A 17,212-nucleotide genomic window follows, 5' to 3' on the forward strand; every position below is an offset into this window, starting at 1 on the left:
CTCAAGTGATACGGGGCGTTGTATGCCGGACGTGATAGTGGTGGGTGGCGGGGTCGTAGGTCTGCTGACGGCCTGGACTCTGGGGCAGGCGAGTGCCGAAGTGGTGCTGCTGGAGCGCGGCGAGACCGGGCGCGAAGCTTCCTGGGCGGGCGGAGGTATCGTCTCGCCACTCTATCCGTGGCGCTACAGCGATGCCGTCGCCAACCTGGCGCACTGGTCGCAGGATTTCTATCCCAGCCTCGGTGAGCGCCTTCTGGCGGATACCGGACTGGATCCCGAAGTGCATGTCACCGGTCTGTACTGGCTGGACCTTGACGACCAGGAGCGGGCTCTGGCCTGGGCTGCGGCCAACCAGCGGCCGCTGCAGGCGGTCGACATCGACGCGCTATACGACGCGGTGCCAGTGCTGGGGCGTAGCTTCCAGCGCGCGGTGTATATGCCCGGCGTGGCGAATGTGCGCAACCCGCGCCTCGCCAAGTCCCTGCGCGAGGCGCTGGTGCGTCTGCCCAATGTGCAGGTCTGCGAGCAGGTGCAGGTGCAGTCGTTCTTGAGCGAGGGCGAGCGCGTCGCTGGCGTGCGCACCGGTGCCGGCGAGTTCCGTGCCGGACGGGTCGTGCTGGCTGCTGGGGCATGGAGCGGCGAACTGCTGGCATCGCTTGGCCTGGAGTTGCCCGTGGCGCCGGTAAAGGGGCAGATGATCCTCTACCGTTGCGCTGCCGATTTTCTTCCCAGCATGGTGCTGGCCAAGGGCCGGTACGCGATTCCGCGCCGCGATGGGCACATCCTGGTCGGCAGTACGCTGGAGCACACTGGTTTCGACAAGACGCCATCCTCTGAGGCGCTGGCAAGCCTGCGCGCATCGGCGCAAGAGCTGATCCCGGAGCTGGCCGGACTGGAGCCGGTCCAGCACTGGGCGGGCCTGCGCCCGGGGTCTCCAGAGGGCATTCCCTTCATCGGTGAAGTTCCGGGGTTCCGTGGGCTGTGGCTGAACACCGGGCACTATCGCAATGGGTTGGTGCTGGCGCCGGCTTCCTGCCAATTGCTTGCCGACCTGATGCAGGGCGGGAAAACGATCATCGATCCGCGCCCCTATGCGCCCGAAGGGCGGCTGGTGGCTACGCCACTGAGTTGAGGAAGGACTTCCTGCGCGGGAGACCGGGCATCAATCGATGCCCAGCTTCTTCAGCCGGTAGCGCATCGAGCGGAAGGTCAGACCCAGGCGCTGTGCGGCCGCCGTGCGGTTCCAGCGGGTTTCCTCAAGGGCCTGCATGATCAGTTTGCGCTCGATGTCTTCCAGATAGTCTTCCAGATTGTCGATCTGCGACAGGCTGGTCGAGCTGCCCGCGTCGCCGCCGGTGGCCTCGGCCAGGCGCAGGTCGTGCGGCTGGATCAGGTCGTTCTCGCACAGCGTGTAGGCGCGCTCGAGCATGTTCTCCAGCTCGCGCACATTGCCGGGGAAGCGGTAGTTCTTGAGCTTCTCCAGGGCCTCGGGAGCGACGGTCGCGGCGGGCAGGCCGGCGTCGCTGGCCAGTCGCTTGAGCACGCGCTCTGTGAGCAGCGGAATGTCTTCGCGGCGCTCGCGCAGCGGCGGCACACGCAGCTCGATGACGTTCAGCCGGTAGTACAGGTCCTGGCGGAAGCGGCCAGCGGCGACTTCCGCCGCGAGGTCCTTGTGGGTGGCGCAGAGAATGCGCACGTCCACCGAGGCTTCCTGCTGGCCGCCAACAGCGCGGACGGCCTTTTCCTGGATCGCCCGCAGCAGCTTGACCTGCATGGGAAGCGGGAGGTCGGCGACTTCGTCGAGGAACAGCGTGCCGCCATTGGCCGCCTGGAACAGGCCCTGCTTGTCTTCGACGGCGCCAGTGAAGCTGCCCTTCTTGTGGCCGAAGAACTCGCTTTCCATCAGCTCCGACGGAATTGCCCCGCAGTTGACGGGAACGAAGGCCAAGTCTGCGCGTGGGCCCTGTTCGTGGATCAGGCGCGCCACCAGCTCCTTGCCGCTGCCGGATTCGCCGCTGATGTACACCGGCGCCTGGCTGCGTGCCAGCTTGGCGATCTGGTTGCGCATCAGGCGCATGGGCGGGGAGTCGCCGAGCAGGCGGTTGTCCACTGGTGCTTCCTCGGCGTCCGGGAAGCGCAGGCGCAGCGCGGTGCCGACCAGCTCGCGCAGGCGGCCGAGGTCGACCGGTTTGGTAAGGAAGTCGAAGGCGCCGGCCTTGAGTGCCTGTACGGCGGTGTCCAGGCTGCCGAACGCGGTGATCATCGCCACTGGCGTCTGTGGGTGGCGCTGCTGGATGTATTGCACCAGGTCGAGGCCGGTGCCGTCGGGCAGGCGCATGTCGGTGAGGCAGAAGTCGAACGGCTCGCGGGCCAGGAATTCGCGTGCTTCCTTGACGTTGCGGGCGCTGCGGGTATCCAGCTTCATGCGGCCGAGGGTGATCTCCAGCAGCTCGCGGATATCGGGTTCGTCATCGACGATAAGGGCTTTTTGACGACTCATGCTCTTCGCGTGTTCTTAGCTTTGTTTGCGTGGATGGGCGAAGGTGATGCGGAAGCAACTGCCGCCCTCGTCACGCGTTTTGTAGTCCAGGCGCGCCTGGTTGCTTTCACACAGCTCCCGGGAGATATACAGCCCCAGGCCCGTGCCCTTGCTTTCTGTGGTGAAGAACGGCTCGAACAGCTTCCCCCGCTGTTCCGCCGCGATGCCTGGGCCGTCATCCAGCACTTCCAGGACAGGCAGATCGGTCTCGCTATCGCGGAACAGCCGCAGCCAGACCTGACCGACGCCATTCTTCTTGGCGCTGTACCGTAACCCATTCTGAACCAGGTTGGTCAGCACCTGTGTCAATTGGTGAGGGTCCATGCGTGTCTGCACGGTACCTGAACCGGTTTCCACATGGATCTGCTGGCCTTCGCGCATGCCCTGGCGCAGTTCGCCGCTGAAACGGTGCAGCCAGTACTTCAGGTCGAGCAACTGAGGCTCAGACTGGCGGCGGCGCGACAATTGCAGGACGTTCTCGATAACCAGGTTCATCCGTCGCGACTGGTCCTGGATGATCTGCGTGAGGCGGCGATCCGGCGCATCGAGGCTCTCGGACTCCAGTAACAGTTGTGCCGCGTGGCTGATGGCACCCAGCGGGTTGCGGATTTCGTGGGCGATGCCGGCGGTCAGTCGGCCGAGGGCCGCGAGCTTGAGCTGCTGCGCCTGCTGGGCGATCTGCGAGATGTCTTCGAGGAACATCAGTATGTGCTGCTCATGGCCGCGGCGCAGCGGGATGAAGCTGGGCTGGACGCTCGGCCCGGTGTCGTTCGGTTGCAGGCTCGGCGGTCGCAGGGCGGGGTTCTGCTGCCACTGCTGCAGGCTGGTGAGGAGTGTCGGGTTGTGTTCCACCAGTGGCCGGCCGGTGAGTTCTCCGCTGCCAAGCAGGGTTGTGGCGCTCTGGTTGGCCAGCAGCACGCGCTGCTGGTCATCCAGCACCAGGATGCCGGTGCGCATGCGCTGGAGGATCAGGGCATTGAGTTCTTCGAGGTTGGCCACGGTATTGGCGCGTTGCTCCGCGAGGTTCTCGATGACCTGCTGGCGGCGCGCCAGGGCCTGGATCAGCAGGGCCGAGGCGAAGCACAGGGCACCCAGCCCGCCGGCCTGTACGTAGTGGTTCAGGGCGGTGGCCTGGCTCAGGCTGATATAGAAAGTCAGGTAGATCAGACCGATTGCGGCGAGCGCGGCGATCAGCAATCCGATTCGCCCGCGCAAGAGAATGTTGGCGATGGCGACCGCGATCACCATCAGGTTGCCGATACCGCTGGGGATGCCTCCGGCGGCATAGAACAGCCCGCTGAGCATGATGATGTCGAGGGCCGCCAGGACGAATAGCGGCATCAATTGCCGAGGAGCGGGCATCAGTACGGCGATCAGGATGTTGATCACCAGGTAGGCCCAGCAGCCGACGTGGAACAGGTCGGGGTGGGAAAGATTCAGGACGTGGTCGTCGAGGTTGCTGGAAATCAGCAGTACCAGCACCAGGCCGATGGTCAGGCGATACAGATGGTACAGGCGGAGAACGCGTAGCCCCTGCCCTGTCAGCGAGATGCCGTCAGCGCCCACGGTCTGTGCGGTCCTGCTCGAGATGGGCGCGGCTGCAGTACCAGTTCTGTTCGTCCTGCAGAGCGTTGCTGCGCGGGACGTGCACGCCGCACTGGGCGCAGCGCACCATCGGCACGGTCTCTTCCTCGCGGGGCTCTTGCGGGGTGGGGCGGGAGGGGCGGGTGGCCCTGCGCCATAACCACCAGGCCAGGACGAACAATGCGATCCAGAACAGCAGACGGCTCATGGGATTCCCTTGTCTCGTAGAAGGCAGCAGTTTATCCAAGGCATACGCTTGCGGACAGTGAGCTTATCCGCGAGTTGCGCTGCCCTGGGGACTATCGACAACGAAAAAGGGAGGCCGAAGCCTCCCTTTGCCACCGAGTCGGGTGATCAGTCGAAGATGCCGAAGGTCATGTAGCTGAACCAGGAACGGTTGCTGCTGCCGCTGTTGCCCTCGGCCTCGTGTTCTTCTTCCTGCACGTCGCTCTGGTTCTCAGGCTTGAGCTCTGCCGGAATCTGTTGCTCGGCGTCTTCGTACTGCCGGATGACGTCCTTGCTCGCCTGGGTTTCCATATGCGGCGGAGCGTCGCTGGTCTCGATCAGGCCCAGGGTGGCCTTGGCCAGCCAAGAGCGGTTGTCTGCCTCGCTTTCGCGCGGCACGAACTCACCGTCCTTCAGGCTCGCGTTGTCCGGGTAGTTGAGCTTCAGGGTTTCCAGGCTGGTATCGGCCAGGTCGTTCAGGCCCAGGCGGCGGTAGGCCTCGACCATGATTGCCAGGCCGTCGCCGACCGCAGGGGTCTCCTGGAAGTTCTCGACCACGTAGCGGCCACGGTTGGCGGCTGCGACATAGGCCTGGCGCTTGAGGTAGTAATGGCCAACGTGCACTTCGTAGGCAGCCAGCAGGTTGCGCAGGTAGATCATGCGCGCCTTGGCGTCGGGGGCGTAGCGGCTGTTCGGGAAGCGGCTGACCAGTTGCGCGAACTCGTTGAAGGAGTCGCGGGCGGCACCCGGGTCACGCTTGGTCATGTCCAGCGGCAGGAAACGCGCCAGCAGGCCCCGGTCCTGGTCGAAGGAGGCCAGGCCTTTGAGGTAGTAGGCGTAGTCGACGTTGGGGTGCTGCGGGTGCAGGCGGATGAAGCGCTCGGCGGCGGAACGCGCGGCCTCGGGCTCCATGTTCTTGTAGTTGGCGTAGATCAGTTCGAGCTGCGCCTGCTCAGCATAGCGACCGAACGGATAACGGGACTCCAGCGCCTTCAGCTTGGCCACGGCGTTGGTGTAGCTCTTGTTGGTCAGATCGTCCTGTGCCTGCTGGTACAGCTGGCTTTCGCTCAGGTTCTCATCCACCTTGTCGCCCTTGGATGAGCAGGCGGTGACGAAGGCGAGGGTGGCGATCAGCAGCAGGTGTTTCACTTGCATGGCGGCTTGCGTCCCTGGACGGTCGGCTGTCGCGGCCGCAACCGTCTGTTATGATTGGCGCCCCAGAGGGATACCCCTGGGACAAAGGCCCCGTATTTAACCACAGCGCGTAGCCGAACCAAAAGGCCGCGCGCCCTTCGTGCCCCGCCATGTCCGATATCATTCAACTCGCGGCAGAAGTGCCGTTCGACCTCGGTGGTCAGCGTCTCGACCAGGTCGCCGCCCAGCTCTTCTCCGATCACTCCCGTTCGCGCCTCGCCAACTGGATCAAGGACGGTCGCCTCAAGGTCGACGGATCCGTGCTGCGTCCCCGCGACATCGTTCATGCCGGCTCGCGCCTTGAGCTGGAAGTCGAACTGGAGGCCCAGGGGGAGTGGAAGGCTCAGGACATCGAGCTGGACATCATCTACGAAGACGACCACATCCTGATCATCGATAAGCCGTCCGGCCTGGTGGTGCATCCGGCCGCTGGCCACCAGGATGGCACGATGCTCAACGCGCTGCTGCACCATGTGCCGCACCTGGCCAATGTCCCGCGTGCGGGCATCGTCCATCGTCTGGACAAGGACACCACCGGCCTGATGGTGGTAGCCAAGACCCTGGAGGCGCACACCAACCTGGTTGCGCAGCTCCAGGCGCGCACGGTCAGCCGTATATATGAAGCGATTGTCATCGGCGTGATCGTCTCCGGCGGTACCGTCGATGCGCCAATTGGCCGCCACGGCGTGCAGCGGCAGAAGATGGCGGTGGTCGACGCGGGCAAGGTCGCCGTCAGTCACTACCGTGTGCTGGAGCGCTTCCGCGCCCACACTCATACCCGCGTGAAGCTGGAAACCGGCCGGACCCACCAGATCCGTGTCCACATGACGCATATTGGTCATCCGCTGGTAGGCGACCCCACCTACGGCGGACGCTTCCGTATTCCGCCGGGGGCGAGCCCGACACTGATCGAATCCCTGCGCGACTTTCCGCGTCAGGCCCTGCATGCGCGCTTCCTGGAGCTGGACCACCCGGCCACCGGCGTGCGGATGAAGTGGGAGTCGCCGTTGCCGGATGATTTCACCTGGCTGCTGAGCCTGTTGCGACAGGACAGCGAGTCCTTCGTATGACCCCCTGGCTGACGCCCGATTGGCCGGCTCCCGAGAATGTCAGGGCCTGCGTAACCACGCGTGCGGGGGGTGTCAGCGCAGAACCGTTCGACAACTTCAATCTGGGCGATCACGTTGGGGATGACCCAGCCGCAGTGGCGGAGAACCGTCGTCGCCTGACCGCCGGGCTGGCATGCCGGCCGGCCTGGCTGAACCAGGTGCATGGTGTCGAGGTGGCCCGGGCCGATCCGTCTCGGGTCGTCGAGGCTGACGCCAGTTGGAGCTCCACGCCGGGCGTCGCCTGTACTGTAATGACCGCTGACTGCCTGCCTGTACTGTTCTGCGACCGCGCCGGCACCCGGGTCGCCGCTGCCCATGCCGGCTGGCGCGGGCTTGCCGATGGCGTGCTGGAGGCAACCGTCGAGGCCCTGGATGTCGATCCGGGCGAGCTGCTGGTCTGGCTGGGCCCTGCCATCGGCCCACAGGCATTCGAAGTCGGTCCGGAAGTGCGCGAGGCGTTCGTCGCCCAGCACCCGCAGGCTGCCGACGCTTTCGTTGCGAGCCAGCGGCCGGGTCGTTTCATGGCCGACATCTACCGGCTGGCCCGTATCCGTCTGGCCGCCAAGGGCGTGGATGCGGTCTATGGCGGCGGCCTGTGCACCGTCACCGATAGCGAGCGCTTTTATTCCTACCGCCGCAGCCCGCGCACCGGCCGCCTGGCCAGTCTCGTCTGGCTGATCTGAATTTTCTCGCTAACCTCCTTCGCAGGTCCCTCCGCGCCCGGCCAGTGGCAGCCATGAGAATGGCTCGCGCGTGGATTTCGGGCTGACCGTAACGGCACGAACTGATCGGTGTCATGGCCAAATGGCTTGAACCGACCAAAATTGGCCTTATCTATCTGGCATCCCGGCGGGTTAGTCGTGACCAGGAGTACTCATCGCTCCGGCCCGCTATCAGAAGGAAGGACGACCCTCATGCGAATCGACCGTTTGACCAGCAAGCTGCAACTTGCCCTCTCCGACGCCCAATCCCTGGCCGTTGGACATGACCACCCGGCCATCGAGCCGGTGCACCTGATTTCCGCCCTGCTGGAGCAGCAGGGCGGTTCCATCAAGCCTCTGCTGATGCAGGTCGGCTTCGACATTCCGGCGCTGCGTAGCGCGCTCAACAAAGAACTGGATACGCTGCCGAAGATCCAGAACCCCACTGGCGATGTGAACCTGTCGCAGGATCTGGCGCGCCTGCTCAACCAGGCCGACCGCCTGGCCCAGCAGAAGGGCGACCAGTTCATTTCCAGTGAGCTGGTGCTGCTGGCCGCGATGGACGATAGCACCAGGCTCGGCAAGCTCCTGGGTAGCCAGGGAGTTTCCAAGAAGGCTCTGGAGAACGCAGTGGCCAACCTGCGGGGCGGCGAGGCGGTGAACGATCCTAATGCCGAGGAATCCCGCCAGGCTCTGGACAAGTACACCGTCGACATGACCAAGCGCGCCGAAGACGGCAAGCTCGACCCGGTGATCGGCCGTGACGATGAAATCCGCCGGACCATCCAGGTTCTGCAGCGCCGGACCAAGAACAACCCGGTACTGATCGGCGAACCTGGCGTGGGCAAGACCGCCATCGTCGAAGGGCTGGCCCAGCGCATCGTCAACGGTGAAGTACCCGATGGCCTGAAGGACAAGCGCCTGCTGGCGCTGGACATGGGCGCACTGATCGCCGGCGCCAAGTTCCGCGGAGAGTTCGAAGAGCGTCTGAAGGCGGTTCTGAACGAACTGTCCAAGCAGGAAGGCCGGGTCATCCTGTTCATCGACGAGCTGCACACAATGGTCGGCGCGGGCAAGGCCGAAGGGGCGATGGACGCCGGCAACATGCTCAAGCCGGCCCTGGCCCGTGGCGAGTTGCACTGCGTAGGCGCCACCACGCTGGACGAGTATCGCCAGTACATCGAGAAGGACGCTGCGCTTGAGCGCCGCTTCCAGAAGGTGCTGGTGGACGAGCCGAGCGAGGAGGATACCATCGCCATTCTGCGTGGCCTGAAAGAGCGCTACGAGGTTCACCACGGCGTGACTATCACCGACGGTGCGATCATCGCCGCGGCCAAGCTCAGCCACCGCTACATCACCGATCGTCAGTTGCCGGACAAGGCCATCGACCTGATCGACGAAGCGGCCAGCCGCATCCGCATGGAAATCGACTCCAAGCCGGAAGAGCTGGACCGCCTGGATCGCCGCCTGATCCAGTTGAAGATCGAGCGCGAGGCGCTGAAGAAAGAAGACGACGAGGCCACCAAGAAGCGTCTCGCCAAGCTGGAAGAGGATATCGACAAGCTCGAACGCGAATACGCCGATCTTGAGGAAATCTGGAAGTCGGAAAAGGCCGAGGTTCAGGGTTCCGCGCAGATCCAGCAGAAGATCGAGCAGGCCAAGCAGGAAATGGAAGCAGCCCGACGCAAGGGCGACCTGGAAACGATGGCGCGCATCCAGTACCAGACCATTCCGGACCTGGAGCGCAGCCTGCAGATGGTCGACCAGCATGGCAAGACCGAGAACCAGTTGCTGCGCAACAAGGTGACGGACGAGGAGATCGCCGAGGTCGTGTCCAAGTGGACCGGCATTCCGGTATCCAAGATGCTCGAAGGCGAGCGCGAAAAGCTGTTGCGTATGGAAGACGAGCTGCATAAACGCGTCATCGGCCAGAATGAGGCGGTAGTGGCCGTGGCCAACGCGGTGCGTCGTTCCCGTGCGGGGCTTGCTGACCCGAATCGTCCGAGCGGCTCCTTCCTCTTCCTCGGCCCGACCGGGGTGGGCAAGACCGAGCTGTGCAAGGCGCTGGCCGAGTTCCTCTTCGACACCGAGGAAGCGCTGGTGCGTATCGACATGTCGGAGTTCATGGAGAAGCACTCCGTCGCCCGCCTGATTGGCGCTCCTCCGGGCTATGTAGGCTATGAAGAGGGCGGCTATCTGACCGAGGCAGTGCGTCGCAAGCCGTATTCCGTCGTACTGATGGATGAGGTGGAGAAGGCACACCCGGATGTCTTCAACGTGCTGCTGCAGGTGCTGGAAGATGGCCGTCTGACCGACAGCCACGGCCGTACCGTGGACTTCCGCAACACGGTGATCGTGATGACCTCCAACCTCGGCTCGACGCAGATTCAGGAGCTGGTCGGCGATCGTGAGGCGCAGCGCGCAGCGGTGATGGACGCCGTGAACGCGCACTTCCGTCCGGAGTTCATCAACCGGATCGACGAAGTCGTGGTGTTCGAGCCGCTGGCTCGCGAGCAGATCGCCGGCATCGCGCAGATCCAGATGGGCCGCCTGCGCAAGCGTCTGGCGGAGCGCGAGCTGACTCTGGAGCTGAGCGACGAGGCGATGGACAAGCTGATCGCCGTCGGTTTCGACCCGGTGTATGGTGCGCGGCCGCTCAAGCGTGCGATCCAGCGCTGGATCGAGAACCCGCTGGCGCAGTTGATTCTTGCCGGCAAGTTCCTGCCTGGCGCGAAGATTCATGCCAAGGTGGAAAACGACGAGATTGTCTTCTCCTGACTCCAAGCGACATGAAAAAGCCCCGCAACGCGGGGCTTTTTCATGTCCGGCTCAGTGCCCGGCGCGGGACTCTTCAAGGTAGCCGAGCAACTGCTCCAGCGCCTGGGCCTGGTCTTCCGCCAGGTCAATGATGTGGAAGCCCGCCCAGCCCAGTTGGCCGTCGGTACCGCCGCGGCTCCACAGGCAGTCCGCACCCAGGTGGATTTCGCCGACTTCGTCGAGCGGTGGCAGGGGTACCAGTTGGCAGTCCCACACTGAATCGACGGCGGGGACATCCACGCCGCAGAGCATGAAGCCCTCGCTGGAGAGGTCCGCGAGGCGGCCCAGGCTGCGCCCGGTGTGGCGGTCGAAGACTTCCACGGTCAGCCCGGTCTGATGCCGGCTGTGCTGGCGACGTTCACTCATCGACTGCTCCTCAATTCTGTGCCGGGCTGCGCCCGGTAAAGCGTTGCAGGACCCGGTAGATCGCATTCAGTGCGCGATCCATCAGCGGGGCGGCGTGTTCCGTGGGAACCAGACGAACCTTGCCGGTCTCCATTTCCCTAGCCAACTGCACTATCGGTTTGACGGCCACCCGTTGCCCAGTGTGGTCGACGAACATGTAGTTTCGAGTAGTCGGGCTGAACCACGACAGCTTGAGCCGGCGCGGCGGTGTGGCATCGTGGAACTCGAACCAGGTGCCGAACTCCACTTGTCCCAGCTCCTTGACCAGGCTGCGTGCACGCTCGGACAGGGCGTTGCCAGCGGTGCGGTCGAGCGTGTGGCCCTCGGCGCCCAGCATGGCGCCCAGCGGGCTTTCCGGCAGCTCCTGCTTGAGCTGGGCCGCGACCTGTGGCTGCTTGGCCTGGATCGCATGCTGACAGGCGACCAGGTCCTGCAACAGGCGGCGAATACCGTCCTCGTGATAACCGCCGAGCACTTCCAGGCCTTTGCGCAGTTCGTCCAGCAGGCCGAGGCGCAGCGCCTGTAAGTGCTCGCGCCCAGCGGCGTCGAGCGGGGTAACGCTCCACGCCAGTCGTTCGCCAACCTCGCAGGCGCGCTTCCATTCGTCGCTGTGTTCGCCGTTGCGCAGCGCGATGAACGTCAGTGCATCACACCAGCTCAGTTCCAGGAAGTTGCGCACCAGTTGCGGCAGGTCGCGGTCCCTGGTCACCTTGGCGATGGCTTCCAGGGCGTGCTCGCGGGCGGCCAGCAGGCGGTCGCGGCCACGAGCAGCCTCCATCGCCCGACGCTCGCGCAGTTCGACCTTCTGTCGCAGGTTGGCGACATATTCGTTGAATTCACCAAGCAGCGCATCGAACAGGCCGAGGTCGCCGACGAAGTCCTGGATCACGCGTTCGACGACCCAGTGCATCTTCGCGAGTAGGCTGCGTTCCTCTCCTTCGCCGCCATAAAGCACGCCCGCCTGGGCCATCGCATTGAGCAGCTTGCGTGCCGGATGGTGGTGCTGTGTGAAGAGTTGTTTGTCCTGCAGCGCGACCTTCAGATAGGGCGTGTGCAGGTGGGAAAGGGTGGTCTTGCAGCTATCCGGCAGGTTGTCGTCGTCAAGGATGAAGTCGAAGACCATGCCCACCAGGTCGATAACGTCGGCTTCCTGGTCGGTCAGCCGGGTGTTGCCGGGTTGTGCGCTGCCCGCTTCCAGTTGGCGCTGCAGATCGGCCTTCAATGCTTCGACCGGCTGCGGTTGGCGCAGGCGTTGGGCAAGTTCCCGAGCCGATTCGCGCTGCAGACGGTTGAGCGCTTCGAGCAGTTCATTGGCGCTGTAGGTGGTGGTGGCGGTCGCGGCGGGCGGCCCGAAGCTGACGATGCTGTGGCTGTTGCCGAACAGCGTTGCCTTGTCGCCACGTCGCCGATGCTCGGCCAGCAGCACCGCCAGCCCGCCGAACAGCGCGTTACGGTCAGCGGGTGGCATGTCCGGCAGCTCGCTGGCGCTCTTTGGCGGTGCTGCGGGCGAAGGTGACTCCGGTGCGACGGCGGCAGGCGCCTCGGGAGCCGTCTGCCGTGCCGCCGCTGGCGGAGCCGGCCGGCTGGGGCTCTGCTGCGGGCGAAACTTCAGATTTGGCAGGATGCCGGCGTCAGCCAGGCGCTGGTTGAGCTGTTCATAGAGCGGCGCCAGGTGCTGCATGACGTGCTGATCGAACAGTACATAAAGGATGGTCTTGATGCGCAACGCAAAGGCGCTTTGCGCCAGCGTTTCGCGATAGGCCTGGGCGATGGCCTGCGGGCCGAAGGGGTTGCGGTCCTCGCCGATCTTGCTGCCGTTGTTGAGCAGTGCCAGGCGCTGGTCCAGGGCGAACAGTGGCTGGGCGCAATGCGCTTTCACCTGATTCACCATATTGGTGATCAGCAGCGTCTCTTCATATTCGTCATTGCCGATCAGCGTGAGCTGATCCACGTCCATCTCGTCGAAGGGCTCGCCGGTTGGCAACTTGCCTTCGAGGAAATCGCTCAGGCCCTGGGCGATGCGCTGATGATAGGTGCGCTCGAGCGTGGGGCGCTCGCGGCGAACCTCCCGCATGGCGTCGAAGAACAGCGCCTGCACCTGGTTGTTCTCGGCTTTCTCGGCGCACTCGAAGAGTGTGTCGTCCACCTGGGAAAAGACGTTGCCGAGCAATTCGGCCAAGTGGTTCATCGCCAGTTGGCGGCATGTCTGTACCAGCTCGCCAAAACGCGGCTGGATCATGCGGCTGGCGATCGGGGAGGAGGGGGGCGTGTCCTTGGTGCTCATGGGCGATCCTGTCCGTGATCACTCCGTTACACCCGCGGAGATCACTCGTGTTTTTTAAGCACATATAGCAATCGGACACTTCCTCTGCAAAGCAGAGAAAAACTTTTTGGATCAGAGGGTTGACAGGTGAATCCGTATCCGTAAAATGGCGCGCCTCTGATACGGGAAACCAGCAACGCTGGAACTTGTAGAGGAGATTGGAAGGCTCGTCGTTCCGCGATAGCTCAGTCGGTAGAGCAAATGACTGTTAATCATTGGGTCCCTGGTTCGAGTCCAGGTCGCGGAGCCAACTTCCAAGCGGGGTATAGCGCAGTCCGGTAGCGCGCCTGCTTTGGGAGCAGGATGTCGGGAGTTCGAATCTCTCTACCCCGACCAAAATCTGGGTCGTTAGCTCAGTCGGTAGAGCAGTTGGCTTTTAACCAATTGGTCGTAGGTTCGAATCCTACACGACCCACCATATTCGGCTCCTTCGGGAGCTAAGAAAAAGCCCGCTGGCCTCGTTGAGGTGGCGGGCTTTTTCTTTTCCTGCTTGCTGGGATCTCCTGGGTTCCGGGGCTTTTTCTCCCATCCTTCCCGTTCTTTTTCGTGCCCTGCGGCCTTGGCCGAGCAGGCACGTTCGTCACAATTTGAACCATATCGTTTCTTGCAAAAGCCAAGATGCGTCGATCTGTCGCAGGTTGCGCAGGGTGCTTTCGAGCGTTTTTGAGCAGCTCTTGATCGGCGTCATGGCAGGCTAATTGCCTGCTATGAAACGTCTTCTCGCCCGCCCTCTGATCCCACTCCGAAACCCGCGCCGTTCACGCATTTGACACAGTTCTGCGATAGGCGAGAGGCGAGCCGATGCGCTCCCGCAAGTCCTTGTGTGAAATAGGGGAATTGGTCGTTTTTTGAGCGCTTTGCGCGGCGACTGTTTCCTGCATCGAGAAAATATCTTGTTAAAAATGAAACGGCAGGGCCTTGTCAGGCATTTCTGAAATGCTTTGTAATATCTGCCGCCCATTTCTTACCCCAAAATCGCTGAGTCGCACTGATGCAGATCATTGCCAGTGTTCACCCTTCGGTGCAGCGGCATAACAACAGGGGACTGCCATCGGTGGGCTCCTGTCATACGACGAGGCGGGCAATCCCCTCGTGCATCCGGTGTGCGACGCGCGCGCTCCATTGAGCCGCCAGTCCAGACACCACACGCTGAATAACACGGAACGAATCAGCTGACGAAATCGGTTTCGCATCGCGAAGACCGGGCGGTCTCCCTTTGCCTGGAATTCCTGCGACCGCATTCGTGAATCCATGACAGCCCTGGCAGGCGACCTGGAACAGTCGCGGGTAGCGAGTCGTCGAGCGATGCGTGGCGAAGGCTCATGGGCGGTGAAGCGATTTTCATCCACTAAGGCCGCAAGATGAAAAAAGAGCAGTACACAGGAATTTTGAAGAGACTTGCGTGGCTGCCGATGCTGATGCTCGGTGGTTGCAATATGGCGTTGTTCGACCCGAAGGGGCAGGTCGGCGCCGACGAGAAGTCCCTGATCATCACGGCAACCCTGCTGATGCTGATCGTGGTGGTGCCGGTCATTCTCATGACTCTTGGTTTTGCCTGGAAATACCGGGCGTCGAACACCAAGGCTACCTACATGCCCGACTGGTCTCACTCGACCAGGATCGAGCTGGTGGTGTGGCTGGTTCCCTGCCTGATCATCGCCGTGCTCGGCTGGATCACCTGGGAAAGCACCCACAAGCTCGACCCGTATCGTCCGCTGGACTCCGAGGTCAAGCCGGTGACCATCCAGGCTATCTCGCTGGATTGGAAGTGGCTGTTCATCTATCCGGAACAGGGCATCGCCACCGTCAACGAAATCGCCTTCCCGAAAGACACCCCGGTGAACTTCCAGATCACCTCGGATTCGGTGATGAACTCCTTCTTCATCCCGCAACTGGGCAGCCAGATCTACTCGATGGCCGGGATGCTGACCAAGCTGCACCTGATCGCCAACGAAGAAGGCGTCTTCGACGGCATCTCCGCGAACTACAGCGGCGGCGGCTTCTCGGGCATGAAGTTCAAGGCTATCTCCACTTCCGAGCAGGGCTTCCAGGATTGGGTCGCGAAGGTCAAGGCCTCGCCGCAGACCCTGAATCTGGATCAGTACCCCGAGCTGGTGAAGCCGACCGAAAACGTCCCGGCAACCTACTTCTCGACCGTCAGCCCCGAGCTGTTCTCGCATGTTCTCACCAAGTGGGAGCACGCGGGCCACGCGATGGCCAAGGCCGAGCACGCCGAGGGCGGGCATGAAGAGGCCGCGATGGCGGGCCACGACATGCACGACATGCAAGGCATGCAGGGCATGCAAATGAATCCGAGCCAGGAGTAACCACAGATGTTCGGGAAACTGACACTGTCGGCCGTGCCGTACCACGAGCCGATCATCGTCATCACGCTGGCCGTCGTCGCCCTGCTGGGCCTCGGCGTGGTTGGCGCGATCACCTATTACCGCAAGTGGACCTATCTGTGGACCGAATGGCTGACTTCCATCGACCACAAGAAGATCGGCGTGATGTACATCATCGTCGCCCTGATCATGCTTCTGCGCGGCTTCGCCGACGCCATCATGATGCGCGGCCAGCTCGCGCTGGCTGAAGGCGCCAACCACGGCTACCTGCCGCCGGAACACTACGACCAGATATTCACCGCTCACGGCGTGATCATGATCATCTTCATGGCCATGCCCTTCATGACCGGCCTGATGAACCTGGCCGTGCCGCTGCAGATCGGCGCGCGCGACGTGGCGTTCCCCTTCCTGAACTCGCTGAGCTTCTGGCTGCTGGTCGTCAGCGCAATGCTGGTGAACGTCTCGCTGGGCCTGGGCGAATTCGCCCGTACCGGCTGGGTCGCCTATCCGCCGCTGTCCGAGCTGGCCTACAGCCCCGGCGTGGGGGTGGACTACTACATCTGGGCGCTACAGATATCGGGGATGGGTACCTTGCTCACGGGTATCAACTTCCTGGTAACCGTGTTCAAGATGCGTACCCCCGGCATGAAGCTGATGCAGATGCCGATCTTCACCTGGACCTGCACCTTCGCCAACATCCTGATCGTTGCGTCGTTCCCGATCCTGACCGCAGCGCTGGGCCTGCTGTCGCTGGACCGCTACTTCGACATGCACTTCTTCACTAACGAGCTGGGCGGCAACGCCATGATGTACATCAACCTCTTCTGGGCCTGGGGCCATCCTGAGGTGTACATCCTGATCCTGCCGGCGTTCGGTATCTTCTCCGAAGTCACCGCCACCTTCGCCGGCAAGCGTATGTTCGGCTACACCTCGATGGTGTGGGCGAGCGCCGCGATTACCTTCCTCGGCTTCACCGTTTGGCTGCACCACTTCTTCACGATGGGTTCGGGCGGAGACGTCAACGGCTTCTTCGGCGTTGCGACCATGCTGATTTCCATCCCGACCGGCGTGAAGCTGTTCAACTGGCTGTTCACCATCTACCGTGGCCGCCTGCGCTTCACCACGCCGATCCTGTGGACCCTGGGCTTCATCGTCACCTTCACCATCGGTGGCATGACCGGCGTTCTGCTGGCCATCCCGGGCGCTGATTACCTGCTGCACAACAGCCTGTTCCTGATCGCCCACTTCCATAACACCATCATCGGTGGTGCGGTGTTCGGCTACCTGGCCGGCTTCGTCTTCTGGTTCCCGAAAGCCTTCGGCTTCACCCTGGACGAGAAGTGGGGCAAGCGTTCCTTCTGGTGCTGGCTGGTCGGCTTCTACATGGCCTTCATGCCGCTGTACATCCTCGGCTTCATGGGCATGACCCGTCGCCTGAACCACTACGACAACCCAATGTGGAAGCCGTACCTGGTGGTGGCCTTCTTCGGTGCCGTGCTGATCTTCCTGGGCATCGCCTGCCAACTGATCCAACTGTTCGTCTCGATCAAGAACCGCAAGCAACTGGCCGATGTGACCGGCGATCCGTGGGGCGGTCGTACCCTTGAGTGGTCCACTTCTTCGCCGCCGCCGTACTACAACTTCGCCGAGCTGCCGCACGTCAACGACATCGATGCGTTCCACGACATGAAGCAGACCGGTACCGCGTACCGCAAGCTGCCGGCCTATGCACCGATCCATATGCCGAAGAACACCGCCGCTGGCTTCTCCATCGCGCTGTTCGCCTTCATCTTCGGCTTCGCCGCCATCTGGCACATCTGGTGGCTGGTGGGGGTCGGCTTCGTCGGCATGATCGCCTCGGTCATCGTGCGCAGCTACGTCACCGACCTGGACTACTACGTCCAGCCGGATGAAATCGAGCGCATCGAAAACGCCAACTTCCAGAAACTCGCCACTGCGCAGGTATAAGC

The 17,212-nt window shown here is 63.0% G+C and carries 12 protein-coding genes and 3 tRNA genes; 9 read left to right on the forward strand and 6 right to left on the reverse strand.

The genetic code is table 11. The features are described from left to right. The first annotated feature begins 22 nt into the window (after window positions 1-22). A complete protein-coding gene (gene thiO / locus OU419_RS04920; RefSeq protein ID WP_254471108.1) occupies window positions 23-1,132 on the forward strand; it encodes a glycine oxidase ThiO in 1,110 nt (369 codons plus the stop codon). Window positions 1,133-1,162: 30 nt separating this feature from the next. Here the strand turns inward: thiO and OU419_RS04925 are convergent, their stop codons facing one another. The 4 genes from OU419_RS04925 to OU419_RS04940 form a co-directional block, all read right to left on the reverse strand. Then, window positions 1,163-2,500, reverse strand: coding sequence for a sigma-54-dependent transcriptional regulator (locus OU419_RS04925; RefSeq protein ID WP_254471107.1), 1,338 nt, complete (start codon window positions 2,498-2,500; stop codon window positions 1,163-1,165). 15 nt (window positions 2,501-2,515) lie between these two features. Then, complete coding sequence (locus OU419_RS04930) at window positions 2,516-4,105, reverse strand: sensor histidine kinase (protein ID WP_254471106.1); 1,590 nt, start codon at window positions 4,103-4,105, stop codon at window positions 2,516-2,518. Continuing rightward, window positions 4,095-4,331: a PP0621 family protein gene (locus OU419_RS04935; protein WP_254471105.1), complete on the reverse strand. Its 237-nt coding sequence runs from the start codon at window positions 4,329-4,331 to the stop codon at window positions 4,095-4,097. Before OU419_RS04935 ends, OU419_RS04930 begins: the two co-directional genes overlap by 11 nt. Before the next feature lie 146 nt (window positions 4,332-4,477). Then, complete coding sequence (locus tag OU419_RS04940) at window positions 4,478-5,503, reverse strand: outer membrane protein assembly factor BamD (RefSeq protein ID WP_254471104.1); 1,026 nt, start codon at window positions 5,501-5,503, stop codon at window positions 4,478-4,480. 149 nt (window positions 5,504-5,652) lie between these two features. Here OU419_RS04940 and rluD point away from each other — a divergent pair, with 149 nt between their 5' ends. The 3 genes from rluD to clpB all read left to right on the forward strand — a co-directional run bounded on the left by rluD (window position 5,653) and on the right by clpB (window position 10,130). Further along, window positions 5,653-6,612 (forward strand): 23S rRNA pseudouridine(1911/1915/1917) synthase RluD, encoded by a 960-nt coding sequence (gene rluD / locus OU419_RS04945; RefSeq protein WP_254471103.1) that lies wholly within the window; start codon window positions 5,653-5,655, stop codon window positions 6,610-6,612. After that, window positions 6,609-7,334 carry a peptidoglycan editing factor PgeF gene (gene pgeF, locus OU419_RS04950; protein ID WP_254471102.1) on the forward strand — a complete coding sequence of 242 codons (726 nt, stop codon included), beginning with the start codon at window positions 6,609-6,611 and terminating at the stop codon, window positions 7,332-7,334. The genes rluD and pgeF overlap by 4 nt, the downstream gene beginning before the upstream one ends. Window positions 7,335-7,565: 231 nt before the next feature. Continuing rightward, window positions 7,566-10,130 (forward strand): ATP-dependent chaperone ClpB, encoded by a 2,565-nt coding sequence (clpB, locus tag OU419_RS04955; protein ID WP_254471101.1) that lies wholly within the window; start codon window positions 7,566-7,568, stop codon window positions 10,128-10,130. A gap of 51 nt (window positions 10,131-10,181) precedes the next feature. On the opposite strand, the gene OU419_RS04960 is transcribed toward clpB, so the two are convergent. Both OU419_RS04960 and OU419_RS04965 read right to left on the reverse strand, forming a co-directional pair. After that, window positions 10,182-10,535, reverse strand: a complete 354-nt coding sequence (locus OU419_RS04960) for a PilZ domain-containing protein (protein ID WP_254471100.1) — start codon at window positions 10,533-10,535, stop codon at window positions 10,182-10,184. A gap of 10 nt (window positions 10,536-10,545) precedes the next feature. Next, window positions 10,546-12,858: a DUF1631 domain-containing protein gene (locus OU419_RS04965; RefSeq protein ID WP_254471099.1), complete on the reverse strand. Its 2,313-nt coding sequence runs from the start codon at window positions 12,856-12,858 to the stop codon at window positions 10,546-10,548. A gap of 213 nt (window positions 12,859-13,071) precedes the next feature. Between OU419_RS04965 and OU419_RS04970 the strand changes: the two genes are divergently transcribed. From OU419_RS04970 to cyoB, 5 genes are all read left to right on the forward strand, one after another. Next, window positions 13,072-13,147 (forward strand) — tRNA-Asn (locus OU419_RS04970). Between the two features lie 9 nt (window positions 13,148-13,156). Next, window positions 13,157-13,233 (forward strand) — tRNA-Pro (locus tag OU419_RS04975). A 6-nt stretch (window positions 13,234-13,239) separates the two neighbouring features. Beyond that, window positions 13,240-13,315 (forward strand) — tRNA-Lys (locus OU419_RS04980). Between the two features lie 943 nt (window positions 13,316-14,258). Then, complete coding sequence (gene cyoA / locus OU419_RS04985) at window positions 14,259-15,224, forward strand: ubiquinol oxidase subunit II (RefSeq protein ID WP_254471098.1); 966 nt, start codon at window positions 14,259-14,261, stop codon at window positions 15,222-15,224. Window positions 15,225-15,230: 6 nt separating this feature from the next. After that, window positions 15,231-17,210 (forward strand): cytochrome o ubiquinol oxidase subunit I, encoded by a 1,980-nt coding sequence (cyoB, locus tag OU419_RS04990; RefSeq protein WP_254471097.1) that lies wholly within the window; start codon window positions 15,231-15,233, stop codon window positions 17,208-17,210. The last annotated feature ends 2 nt before the right edge of the window (window positions 17,211-17,212 follow it).

Source organism: Pseudomonas triclosanedens (assembly GCF_026686735.1).
In the GTDB taxonomy this organism is placed as follows: Bacteria; Pseudomonadota; Gammaproteobacteria; order Pseudomonadales; family Pseudomonadaceae; genus Pseudomonas; species Pseudomonas triclosanedens.